The following is a 10,675-nucleotide window of genomic DNA, read 5'->3' on the forward strand; positions in this document are numbered from 1 at the left end:
ATTGGCATGAGCGGACGCTTGAGGTGCCCTGTTCGCGGCGGACTGACCCGCCCCGGCGACCCTCAGACGTACCGCACCGTCCGCCGCTCCCGCGTGAACCCCCACAGCCCCAGCCCGGCCTTCTTCGCCAGGTCCACCGACAGGCTCGTCGGTGCGCCTACCGCGGCCAGCGACCCCATCCCCGCAGCCACCGCCTTCTGCACCAGCTCGAAGCCGGCGCGTCCGCTGACGACCAGGCACGCTTCGGCCACCGGGTCCCCGGCCAGGAGCCGCGCGCCGGTGACCTTGTCGACGGCGTTGTGGCGGCCGATGTCCTCGCGCACGACCAGCAGCTCGCCGGCCGCGGTAGCCAGGCCGGCCGCGTGGACGCCGCCGGTGCGGTCGAAGACCTGCTGGCGCTCGCGCAACCGGTCAGGCAGGCCGCGGACCACCGACGGCGACGGCAGCTCACCGGTCCAGGCGGAGCCGTGGGCGACCGACAACGCCGCGTCCAGGCTGTCCGCGCCGCAGACGCCGCAGGCCGACGAGCCGGCCGAGACGGCGGTGCTGCGGGGGCCGGGCTCGTGCGGCGGGGGAGTGCGCAGGCTCAGCGTGACCACGTTGAACTCCTGCTCGGGGTCCAGGCTCTCGTCGGTGCAGTAGGCCACCCGCGCCACGTCGTCCAGCGTCGCGACCAGGCCCTCGTGGCGCGCCCAGCCGGCGGCCAGCTCGAAGTCGTGGCCGGGGGTCCGCATCGTCACCCAGACCCGGTGCGCCTCGCGGCCGGGCCACTCGAGGCGTACCTCCAGCGGCTCCTCGGTCGCGAGCCGGTCCTCGTGCCGCTTCTCGCGGGTGCCGTCGGGGGCGTCGTCGTCCGCGAGCTGCTCCACGACCCGCGTCCGCACGGTCGGCCCGGGACGCCGCGCGCGCGAGCCACCGGCCACGCCCGCGCTCATGCCGTCACCTCGACACCGAAGGCGCGGACCACGGCCCGCTGCCGGTCCAGGTCGTCCAGGCTGTCGACCACCCGCCGGCGTACGGGCGGGGGCACGTCGGGGTGCTCGAGCAGACCGCGCAGCAGCTCGGCGCTCCTGTCATCGAGGTGGGTGCGCGGGAAGAAGGACTCCGCCGACAGCGCCAGCACCCACCCGCTGCGCACCGATGCCGTGCCGGGCAGGTCGGCGACGTAGCGCTCGACGTACGGCGCCGTCAGCGCCCGCTGGCCCGGCCGCCACAGCCCGTGCCCCGCGGCCTCGACCTCGTGGTTGGGCACGTCCGCCTCGGCGGTGAAGCGCTGCCAGGCCCATGCCTTCGCCTCCGCGTCCGGCAGGGACGCCACGGCGCTGGTGTGCGCGATCGTCGCGGTCGTCGTCGGTCCGTCCGCCAGCGCCCGGTCGAGCTCGTCGCGATCGCTCGCCCCGATCTCCGCCAGGCGGCCGAGCAGCCGCCAGCGCAGGTCGGTGTCGAGGTCGACGCCCGCCGGCAGCTCGCCGGGGGAGAGCCAGCGCCGCAGCAGGTCGGGGTCCTCGGCCGTGCGTACGGCCCCGCGCACCACCCGCAGCCGGTCGTCGCCCTCCGCGGTGTCGAGCGCGCCCAGGACCGCGTCGTGCACGCGGCGCGTCGAGCCGACCGGTGCGAGCGGCAGCAGCGTGCCGGTGGTCCAGGCGTCGCCGCGCGTGCCGGTGTCGCCGAGGTCGGCCAGGTAGGGCGCGGCCACGACCAGCTCGACCACGTCGGCCGGGTCGAGCAGTGCGGCGTGGAAGCCGCTGCGCACGTTGTTCCACGCCGCGGTGGTCAGCATCGGGTCGCTGGTGCGGGGGAGCACCTCGCGCAGCGCGGCCACGGTCGCGGCGTCGGCGCAGCTGGCGGCCCAGGTGTCCTCCGCCGCGTCGAGGACGACGGCCGCACCCGGCGGCACCTCCGGCAGCGAGGTCAGGTCGGCGGTCACCTCCACGGTCGAGGTGGTCCACCCGTGCTCCTCGGCGACCGCCACGACCACGGTGTGCTCGCGCACGGCCTCGTCGCCGGGGTCACCGCTCTCCTGCGGCCCGAGGCGTCGTACCGAAGCCCCACCAGCCTCGCCAGCGGCACCGCCGGTGGCCCGCTCGACCCGCAGCGTGTCCAGCCCCGCGGTGCGCAGCCAGCTGCCGGTGAAGCCGGACAGGTCACCCGCCCCCGCGCGCTCCCACGACGCGACGAGGTCGGCCATCGTGGCGTTGCCGAACCGGTGCCGGGTCAGGTGGTCGACGACCCCGCCGAGGAACGCCTCGTCACCGATCCGCGAGGCCAGCTGCTTGAGCACCGTGGAGCCCTTGGCGTAGGAGATCCCGTCGAAGTTCTGCAGCGCGGCGACCGCGTCGGTCGCGCCGTTGCCGGCGACCGGGTGCGTGCTCGGCCGCTGGTCGGCGTGCAGCCCCCACTGGCGGCGGGCCTGCGAGCGCTGCGCCCACGCGTCGTCGTAGACGGTGGCGTCGGCGATCACCCGCCACCCGAGGTACTCCGCGAAGGACTCGTTCAGCCACAGGTCGTCCCACCAGCGTGGCGTCACCAGGTTGCCGAACCACTGGTGCGCCATCTCGTGGGCCACCGTCGAGGCGCGGTTCACCCGCGCCGCGCGCGTGACGCGGTCGGGGAAGAGCATCTGGTCGCGGAAGGTCACGCAGCCGGGGTTCTCCATCGCGCCGGCGTTGAAGTCCGGCACGAACGCCTGGTGGTAGTCGCCGAACGCGTACCGGATCCCGAACAGCCGGTGCAGCTCGTCGAAGGACTGCCGGGTCAGCGTGAACAGCTCCTCGGCCTCCGCCTCGAGCGCGCCGGCGAGGCTCGCGCGCGCCGACAGGCCCAGCGCGATGCCGTCGTGCTCGTCGCTCAGCAGGTGGTACGGCCCCGCGACCAGCGTGACGAAGTACGTCGACAGCGGCTGCGTCTCGGCCAGCTCCCACAGCGCGACGTCGCCGTCGTCCCCGGTCCGGGTGGCGCGACCGTTGCCGACCACCGCCCAGTCCCGCGGCGCCCGCACCCGCAGCCGGTACGGCGCCTTCAGGTCGGGCTGGTCGAAGCAGGCCAGGACCGTGGGGGCGGCGTCCATGAACGACATGCCGTAGAGGTAGGTGCGCCCGTCCGCGGGGTCGAGGCTGCGGTGCAGGCCCTCGCCGTCGTTGCGGTAGGGCATCCGCGCCTCGACCACGACCTCGTGCACCCCGGCGGAGGTCTCCAGCGGCAGCCGACCCTCGCGCAGCGACGCCGGGTCCAGCGCAGTCCCGTCCAGCGTGGCGGAGAGCAGGGCGGTCGGCTTGACGTCGAGGAAGGTCGACCCGCCGGCGCTCTCGAACCGGACGGTGGTGCGCGACCCGAAGGTCGTCGTCCCCGCGTCGTCCGCGCCGTGGAGGTCCAGGTCGACGTCGTAGGAGCGCACCGTCAGCAGCGCAGCACGCTGCTCGGCCTCGGTGCGCAGCAGGCTGCGGGACGTCGTGGTGCCGGAGGAGCTCATAGCCACCGAGCCTAGGAGACGGCTCGATGCGACCCGTCGGCGCGCGGCGGCAAAGAACTGGACCAGACCAGGACGCGCCGCTGACCGTCCGCGGCAACCGACGCGTGGTGGGGTGCGTCACAGCAGGCAGCGCGTCCTCCGCGCCCGCACCGTTCTCGGAAGGAGAACCCCCATGTCCACTCCTCTGTCCCGCTCCCGCGCACGTCGCAGGGCAGCGGTCGCCACCACCTCGCTGGCCGTCGTCGCCTCCTCTACGCTGCTGGCCCTGAGCGGCGGGCAGGGCTCCTGGGCCGCGCCGGCCGAGGACTGCACCGAGGCCTTCCCGGTGGCCGAGGTCGCCCAGGGCGACGCCGTCACCGGCCTGACCGTCAGTGACGGGACCGAGCCCGAGGGCTTCCAGGGCGAGGTCATCGGCGTCCTCGAGGACGGGATCGCCCCGGGCCTCGACATGGTGCTGGCCCGGCTCTCCTCGCCCGAGATCGACCGGGTGGGTGGCATCTGGCAGGGCATGTCCGGCTCCCCGGTCTACGCCGCCGACGGCCGCCTGATCGGCGCGGTCGCCTACGGCCTGTCGTACGGCTCCTCGCCCGTCGCGGGCATCACCCCGTTCGAGGAGATGGACGACTACCTCGGTGACGCCGCGGCCCCCGCGCGCGTCGGCGTCGACGGGCGCACGGCCCGGGCCGTCGCCGCGGGCTCCGACGTCAGCGCCACCCAGGCCGAGGAGGGCCTGAGCCGGCTGCCGATGCCGGTCAGCGTGAGCGGGCTGTCCGCGCAGCGGCTGACGCAGGTCCAGGCCAAGGCCGACAAGCACGCGTACCTCGGTGACGGCGCCGTCGTCAGCGGCGCGCGGGTCGCCCGCGGGGGCGCCGGTGCGGTGGCCGCCGACGGCGACGACCTGGTGGCCGGCGGGAACCTGGCCGCGGCCGTCTACTACGGCGACATCGACGCCGTGGGCGTCGGGACCGTGACCTCGGTCTGCGGCGACCGGGTGGTCGGCTTCGGCCACCCCTTCTCCTTCACCGGCGACACCACGCTGAGCCTGCACCCCGCCGAGGCGCTCTACATCCAGGAGGAGTCGCTCGGGGCGCCGTTCAAGGTCGCCAACGCGGGCGCCCCCGTGGGCACCGTGACCGACGACCGGCTGGCCGGGATCACCTCCACCTTCGGCCCCCTGCCCGACTCGGCCACGATCACCTCGACCGTGTCCTACGACGGCCGCAGCCGCACCGGCAGCACCGAGGTCAACCTCGACGAGGCCACCGCGGAGACGACGCTGTACGGCGTCCTGGCCAACCACGACCGGGTGCTCGACGGCATCACCGGCGGCACCGAGCTGCAGACCGTCGAGATCACCGGCACCAACGGGGCGGGGCAGCCCTTCTCGGTCTCCTACGCCGACCGCTACACCGAGCAGCGCGACATCGCTTTCGGCACGGTCTTCGACGTCGCCAACGCCGTCTACTCGCTGAGCCGGATCGGCGGCGTCGACCTCGACACCGTCACCGTCGGCTCCGAGATCGTCGAGGACACCTCGGTCTCGCGGGTCACCGAGGTCGAGCGCCTCGTCTCCGGCACGTGGACCAACCTCGGTCGGCGCAACCGGGCCGTCGCCGGCGACACCGTGAAGCTGCGGGCGACCGTCACCTCCTCCGACGGGTCCTCGCGCACCGAGCGCTTCAACCTGGACGTGCCGCGCAGCGCCGCGGGCGACTACGGCTACATCGCCGTCGGCGGCGGCAGCCGGAACTACTACGGCCGCTCCGGCGGCACGCTGGACAAGGTGCTGGCCGGGCTGGAGGACCGGGTCCGCAACGACCAGGTGTCGGCCAGCATCGGCACCTACCAGCGCCGCTCGAAGATCATCGCGGAGGAGGTCGGCGAGCCCGGCGACGAGGTCGTCCGCGGTGGTCAGGCCTCGAACCTCCGGATCGTCCGCAGGTAGGACGCACGCCGGCAGGACGCACGACGGCGGCACCGGTCGGGGGACCGGTGCCGCCGTCGTGGCGTTGCGGGGTGGTTCAGCCGGTGTGCGTCAGAGCCGGACGAGCATCTTGCCGAGGTTGGCGCCGGAGAACAGTCCGAGGAACGCGTCGACGGTCTGCTCCAGGCCCTCGAAGTACGTCTCGCGGGTGCGCACCGAGCCGTCGGCGACCCAGCCCGGGGCGCTGGCGTAGAAGTCGCCGGCCAGGTCGGCATGGTCGCTGACGATGAAGCCGCGGATCGTCAGCTTGCGCGGCACCACCAGCCCGATCGTGCGCGGGCCGGGGGCGGGCTGCTGGTCGTTGTACGTCGTGATCGCGCCGCAGGCCGCGACCCGGCCGAACTCGGCGAGGTGCAGCAGCGCCGCCTCGAGGTGCTCGCCGCCGACGTTGTCGAAGTAGACGTCGGCGCGGCCGCCGCCGGTGCGGTCCAGGGCGTCGCGCAGCAGGTGCGAGACCTTGCCGTCGTGGTAGTCGAAGGCCGCGTCGAAGCCGAGCTCCTCGGTTAGCCAGGCGACCTTCTCGGGGGAGCCGGCGCTGCCGATCACGCGTGCGGCGCCGAGCTGGCGGGCGAACTGGCCGACCGCCGACCCGACGGCGCCGGCGGCACCGGACACGAAGACGGTCTCGCCCTCGGCCAGTGCGGCGATGCGGCGCAGCCCGACGTACGCCGTGAGCCCCGGCATGCCGAGCACGCCCAGGTAGGCCGAGGCGGGGGCGCGCTCGGTGTCGACGACCCGGACCTCGCCGGCGTCGAGGACCTCGGCGTCGCGCCAGGCGGCGCCGTGGCTGACCGTCGCGCCGACCGGCACCCGGTCGGAGGTCGACTCCTCGACCACGCCGACGGCGGCGCCCAGCATGGGCGCCTCGAGGGCGTACGGCTCGGCGTAGGACTCGGTGTCGTTCATCCGACCGCGCATGTAGGGGTCGACCGACAGGACGGTGTTGCGGACCCGGACCTGGTCGGGACCGAGGTCGGGGAGGTCGACGTCGACGATGCGGAAGTCGTCGGTGGTGGGGAGGCCGGCGGGGCGGCGGACGAGCTGGACCTGGCGTGCGGTTCGGGTGGTCATGCCTGCATCCTGCCAGCCGCACGACGAACGCCCTGACCTGCGGCGGGGACGTCGTACGGGCGTCCGGGACGTGCCCGAGGTCACCCCGTCGTCGGGGAATGGACCAAGCGCTCCCGACGCTAACCTGTCATCACCGTCGGACACCATGGTCCATGACGGGATCGCTATCACCAGGCGCGCTGCACGAGCCGCGCCGCCGGGCCCCCCGGGCCCTCGAGAGGACTTGAGAATCATGACGACGCAGCAGTACGTGGCCCACGGCATCACCGAGGGGCGCGCCTGGTCGCGCCAGGACCGGGCCCAGCTGCGCGACATCGAGCTCTCCCGTTCGGGCGGCCGCCGCGGCCTGGCGCTGTGGCGCCGCGAGGCCCGCGCAGCCTGACCCCCGCACCGGGCGCACCCGCCCGGTGGCAGGCTCGGTGCATGACGACGAGCACTGAGCAGGCAGCCGACGACGGCCGGCGCGGCGTGGAGCTGCGCAAGATCGGGGCCGGGCGCTACCTGGCCAGCAATGGCCGCGGGGGAGTGCTGCCCGTCGGCCGGGGCTCGGACCCCGACTTCACCCCGGTCGAGCTGCTGCTGGCCGCGATCGCCGGCTGCAGCGCCGTCGACATCGAGCTGGTCACCGGCAAGCGGGTGGACCCCGACCACGTGCACCTGGCGGTCGAGGGCCACAAGACCCGGGACGACGACGGGAACCACCTGACCGGGATCCGCGTCAGCGTCGACGTCGGCTTCCCCGAGGGGCCGGACGGCGATCGCGCCCGGTCGATGCTGCCGCGGGCGGTCGAGCAGACCCGCGACCGGCTGTGCACCGTGTCGCGGACCGTGCAGCTGGCCACCCCGGTGGCGTACGACCTCGTGAGCCCCGCCGGGAGCGACCCGCACGGCACGACCGACCCCTCGCAGTGAGGCCTCGGCCGGGCCGGGTCGTGAGCGGGGTCGTCAGCCGATGGTGACGCCGGTGATGTCGACCGGCTCGGCCGGCGGGCCGTCGGGCGCGCCGCCCTCGGCGCCGGCGTCGGCGACCTCCTGGACCACGGCGAGGCCCTCCTCGCTGATCGACCCGAAGACGGTGTAGTCGGGGTCCAGCGGGCTGTCGTCGAAGACCATGAAGAACTGCGACCCGTTGGTGTCCGGGCCGGCGTTGGCCATCGCCAGCGTGCCGGGGCCGTAGGTCTCGTCGCCGGTCAGCTCGTCGGGGAAGGAGTACCCGGGGCCGCCGGTGCCGCTGCCGGACGGGTCGCCGCACTGGAGCACGAAGATGCCCGCGGTGGTCAGCCGGTGGCAGGGGGTGTCGGTGAAGTAGTCCTGCTCGGCCAGCGACACGAACGAGTTGACCGTGCAGGGCGCGGCGTCCGCGTCGAGGGTGATCGGCACGTCGCCGGCGGAGGTCGTGATGGTCGCGGTGACCTCGCCGGTCTCGGTGGCCGTGGCCGGCGGGGCGTCGACCTCCTTCGCGGCGGTCCCGGCCGACGGGTAGGCGCAGCTCTCGCCCTCGGCGGCGGGCTCCTCGGTGGCCGTGGTGCTGTCCTCACCGCAGGCGGCCAGGCCCCCGGAGAGGGCCACCAGCACGGCGGCGGCGGACAGGGGGCGGCGGACGGCGCGGCGCAGGGGGCGGATCATGCGGCGATCGTAGGTGGGCGGTGGGCGCCCGGCCGCGGTCGGGGTGGGCGCCCGCTCACTCCGGCGTGGCGGTGTGCTCGGGCCGGCCGCGGGTGCGCCGGTCCTCCTTCATCTCGGCCTCGAAGAGGTGCCGGCGGCCACCGACCAGCTCGTCGCGGGCGCGTCGTTCGGCGTCCTTGACGGCGGTGTAGTAGCCGTCGTCGTACTCCTCGACGACCTGGAAGCTCCAGCGGCCCTCGAGGATGTTGCGGCCGATCACGTCGCGCTCGACGGTGTCGGCGAGGTCGGCGTGCCCGGCCTCGCGCAGCTCGTCGGCGGCCTTGCCCAGGGTCAGGTCGGCGGTGCCGCAGAGCCGGTGGAAGGCGTAGAGGTGGCCGCGCGCGTGCTCGACCACCTCCAGCGCCTCCGAGAGCGTGCCGAGCGCCGCGACGGTGGCGTCGCTGACACCCGCCGGCCGCTGGTGCTCGGCCGACGGGTGCTCCGAGGAGGGGCGCTCCTCCGTCACCCGAGGACCGTGGCGGCGTCCGCGGAGGCCGGGTCGGCCTCGATCGCGTCCACCAGCTTGCTGATCTCGTCCTCGGTGGGGTCGATGTCGGTCTCGCCGAACGCCGAGCGGAGCTCCTTCTCGGTGGTGCCCTCGGTGGCACCGTCCTGGTAGGAGCCGACGCGGTCGACGACGGCCTGGATGGCTTCGAGCTCTTCGCTGCTACGGGTCATGCCGCGAACCTACGGGCGTCCCACCGCGGGCATCCCCACCCCCACGGGTCCGCCCGGGCACGACCTGGGTCACATCTCCTCGTGCGTGTCGGGGTCGCCGCCGAAGAGGCGTCCGTCCGGCTTGGCGAGCCCGGTGATCGCGGCCATCTCGGCCTCGTCGAGCACGAACCCGCCCAGGTCGAGGTTGGCCCGCTGCCGCTCCGGCGTGGCCGACTTGGGCAGCGGGACCGCGCCGAGCTGGACCTGCCAGCGCAGGATGACCTGGCCGGGCGTGACGCCGTGGCGCTCGGCCGCGTCCGCGACCGGCGGCTCGGTGAACGGGGCCTGCCGCTTGCCCAGCGGGCTCCAGGAGCAGGTACGGATCCCGCGCCGCTCGTTCTCGGCGCGCATCTGCTCCTGCGGGAAGTACGGGTGCAGCTCGATCTGGTTGACCGCCGGGGTGACGCCGGTGGCCTCGATGATCCGGTCGAGGTGGGTCGGGGTGAAGTTCGAGACGCCGACCGAGCGGATCAGGCCCTCGCGCTGGCAGTCGACCAGGGCCCGCCACGCCTCGACGTAGCGGTCGACCGACGGGTTGGGCCAGTGGATGAGGTGCAGGTCGATCTGCTCGACGCCGAGCCGGCCGAGCGACTCGTGCACGCTGGCCACGGCGTCGTCGTAGCCGTGGTGGCGCCCGGGCAGCTTGCTCGTCACCACGACCTCCTCGCGGGGCACCCCGGAGCGGCGCAGCGCCTCGCCGACCTCGGTCTCGTTGCCGTAGTTCACCGCCGTGTCGAGCAGCCGGTAGCCGACCTCGAGGGCGCTCTGCACGGCGGTGATCCCCTCGTCGTCAGACAGCGGGTAGGTGCCGAAGCCGACGGCCGGGATCGTGGTGCCGTCGTTCAGCGGGTACGTCGGGAGGTCGCTCGAGGAGGTCATGGCGCCGAACCTAGGGGCGGGCGCCGACGGCGCGTTCGCCTGTGGGGGTGGGGTGTCGGCGGCGGGCCGTAGACAGGGCGGGTGGTCGAGCCGAGCGAGAGCGAGTGCCTGCTGTGCTTCCTGCGCCGGGCGGTGGCCGGCGACGGCTGCGCCCACACCTGGGAGCACGTGCTGCGCTTCCGTGAGGCCCGCGTGCCGCGGGCGGTGGGCCTGGAGCAACGGCTGCTCGGCGTCGGTGCGCGCTGCGACTGCACCGTGCTGGAGCGCGGCTTCTGGCCCGCCCGCGCGCTGTGGCAGCGCGACCTCGACACCGACGAGCTCACCGAGCCGACGCCGTGGCCCGGATGCGCCGGGGTGGGCGCCACCTCGGCCCGTCCGTGCGCGCACTGGGTGCGACGGACCCGGTGGGACGTGCCGTCGGGCTGGTGATCTGCCGCGCTGGTGATCCGTCGGGCTGGGGACGTGCTCAGCGGCGGGAGCGCAGCCGCGTGATCAGCCACCCGGCGGCTCCGGTGCACCACAGCGCCCACGCCACCAGCAGCGGCTGGAAGAACAGCCGGACCAGGCGCGCCTGGTCGGTGTCGAGGCCGAAGGCGTCCCGACCCTCGACGTACTGCGCGACGTTGCCGGGGAAGACCGCCACGAACAGCCCCGCGGCGACCAGCCCGGCGCCGACCCGGGCGCGGGCGGGGCGACCGGGCAGCAGGGTGAGGAGCAGCGCGGCACCCACCAGGAGCTCGACCACGCCCGAGGCCACCACGACCAGATCGACGTCCAGCGGCACCCACGGCGGGACCTGGGCCCGGAACTCGGTGCGCAGGGAGGTGAGGTGGGCGGTCCCGGCGGCCACCAGGAACGCGCCGAGCACGGCCTGGCCGGCGAGGCGGAGG

The 10,675-nt window shown here is 74.5% G+C and carries 12 protein-coding genes; 4 read left to right on the forward strand and 8 right to left on the reverse strand.

Annotated features, from left to right (window positions below):
• Nucleotides 1-62: 62 nt before the first annotated feature.
• Together GV155_RS06055 and pepN are read right to left on the reverse strand one after the other, a co-directional pair.
• A complete protein-coding gene (locus GV155_RS06055; RefSeq protein WP_160006178.1) occupies nucleotides 63-935 on the reverse strand; it encodes a formate dehydrogenase accessory sulfurtransferase FdhD in 873 nt (290 codons plus the stop codon).
• Nucleotides 932-3,469 carry an aminopeptidase N gene (gene pepN / locus GV155_RS06060; protein ID WP_160006180.1) on the reverse strand — a complete coding sequence of 846 codons (2,538 nt, stop codon included), beginning with the start codon at nucleotides 3,467-3,469 and terminating at the stop codon, nucleotides 932-934. The genes GV155_RS06055 and pepN overlap by 4 nt, the downstream gene beginning before the upstream one ends.
• Nucleotides 3,470-3,641: 172 nt before the next feature.
• Between pepN and GV155_RS06065 the strand changes: the two genes are divergently transcribed.
• Nucleotides 3,642-5,414 carry a SpoIVB peptidase S55 domain-containing protein gene (locus tag GV155_RS06065; RefSeq protein WP_160006182.1) on the forward strand — a complete coding sequence of 591 codons (1,773 nt, stop codon included), beginning with the start codon at nucleotides 3,642-3,644 and terminating at the stop codon, nucleotides 5,412-5,414.
• Between the two features lie 90 nt (nucleotides 5,415-5,504).
• Here GV155_RS06065 and GV155_RS06070 read toward each other — a convergent pair whose 3' ends face one another.
• Nucleotides 5,505-6,524 (reverse strand): NADP-dependent oxidoreductase, encoded by a 1,020-nt coding sequence (locus GV155_RS06070; protein ID WP_160006184.1) that lies wholly within the window; start codon nucleotides 6,522-6,524, stop codon nucleotides 5,505-5,507.
• A gap of 232 nt (nucleotides 6,525-6,756) precedes the next feature.
• Here GV155_RS06070 and GV155_RS06075 point away from each other — a divergent pair, with 232 nt between their 5' ends.
• Together GV155_RS06075 and GV155_RS06080 are read left to right on the forward strand one after the other, a co-directional pair.
• Nucleotides 6,757-6,906, forward strand: coding sequence for a hypothetical protein (locus GV155_RS06075; protein ID WP_160006186.1), 150 nt, complete (start codon nucleotides 6,757-6,759; stop codon nucleotides 6,904-6,906).
• Between the two features lie 41 nt (nucleotides 6,907-6,947).
• A complete protein-coding gene (locus GV155_RS06080; RefSeq protein WP_160006188.1) occupies nucleotides 6,948-7,436 on the forward strand; it encodes an OsmC family protein in 489 nt (162 codons plus the stop codon).
• Nucleotides 7,437-7,469: 33 nt separating this feature from the next.
• Here GV155_RS06080 and GV155_RS06085 read toward each other — a convergent pair whose 3' ends face one another.
• From GV155_RS06085 to GV155_RS06100, 4 genes are all read right to left on the reverse strand, one after another.
• Entirely contained in the window at nucleotides 7,470-8,150 is a 681-nt protein-coding gene (locus tag GV155_RS06085) for a peptidylprolyl isomerase (protein ID WP_160006190.1), read from the reverse strand.
• Nucleotides 8,151-8,205: 55 nt separating this feature from the next.
• Nucleotides 8,206-8,655, reverse strand: coding sequence for a hypothetical protein (locus tag GV155_RS06090; RefSeq protein ID WP_160006192.1), 450 nt, complete (start codon nucleotides 8,653-8,655; stop codon nucleotides 8,206-8,208).
• Entirely contained in the window at nucleotides 8,652-8,867 is a 216-nt protein-coding gene (locus GV155_RS06095) for a hypothetical protein (RefSeq protein WP_160006194.1), read from the reverse strand. Before GV155_RS06095 ends, GV155_RS06090 begins: the two co-directional genes overlap by 4 nt.
• Nucleotides 8,868-8,936: 69 nt before the next feature.
• On the reverse strand, nucleotides 8,937-9,785 hold the full coding sequence (locus tag GV155_RS06100) for an aldo/keto reductase (RefSeq protein ID WP_160006196.1): 849 nt from the start codon (nucleotides 9,783-9,785) through the stop codon (nucleotides 8,937-8,939).
• Between the two features lie 81 nt (nucleotides 9,786-9,866).
• Between GV155_RS06100 and GV155_RS06105 the strand changes: the two genes are divergently transcribed.
• Nucleotides 9,867-10,214, forward strand: coding sequence for a DUF2695 domain-containing protein (locus GV155_RS06105; protein WP_160006198.1), 348 nt, complete (start codon nucleotides 9,867-9,869; stop codon nucleotides 10,212-10,214).
• Nucleotides 10,215-10,251: 37 nt separating this feature from the next.
• Here the strand turns inward: GV155_RS06105 and GV155_RS06110 are convergent.
• Nucleotides 10,252-10,675 (reverse strand): DoxX family protein (locus GV155_RS06110; RefSeq protein ID WP_442938822.1); only part of this gene is annotated, 424 nt, incomplete at its 5' end.

The sequence above is a fragment of the Nocardioides sp. AX2bis genome, from assembly GCF_902506435.1.
Taxonomy (GTDB): domain Bacteria; phylum Actinomycetota; class Actinomycetes; order Propionibacteriales; family Nocardioidaceae; genus Nocardioides.

Bases quoted from the DNA above. Each gene is read 5' to 3' on its own strand.
- GV155_RS06070 (WP_160006184.1), bottom strand. From the start codon at position 6,524: ATGACCACCCGAACCGCACGCCAGGTCCAGCTCGTCCGCCGCCCCGCC.
- GV155_RS06075 (WP_160006186.1), top strand. From the start codon at position 6,757: ATGACGACGCAGCAGTACGTGGCCCACGGCATCACCGAGGGGCGCGCC.
- pepN (WP_160006180.1), bottom strand. From the start codon at position 3,469: ATGAGCTCCTCCGGCACCACGACGTCCCGCAGCCTGCTGCGCACCGAG.
- GV155_RS06100 (WP_160006196.1), bottom strand. From the start codon at position 9,785: ATGACCTCCTCGAGCGACCTCCCGACGTACCCGCTGAACGACGGCACC.
- GV155_RS06080 (WP_160006188.1), top strand. From the start codon at position 6,948: ATGACGACGAGCACTGAGCAGGCAGCCGACGACGGCCGGCGCGGCGTG.
- GV155_RS06095 (WP_160006194.1), bottom strand. From the start codon at position 8,867: ATGACCCGTAGCAGCGAAGAGCTCGAAGCCATCCAGGCCGTCGTCGAC.
- GV155_RS06065 (WP_160006182.1), top strand. From the start codon at position 3,642: ATGTCCACTCCTCTGTCCCGCTCCCGCGCACGTCGCAGGGCAGCGGTC.
- GV155_RS06085 (WP_160006190.1), bottom strand. From the start codon at position 8,150: ATGATCCGCCCCCTGCGCCGCGCCGTCCGCCGCCCCCTGTCCGCCGCC.
- GV155_RS06055 (WP_160006178.1), bottom strand. From the start codon at position 935: ATGAGCGCGGGCGTGGCCGGTGGCTCGCGCGCGCGGCGTCCCGGGCCG.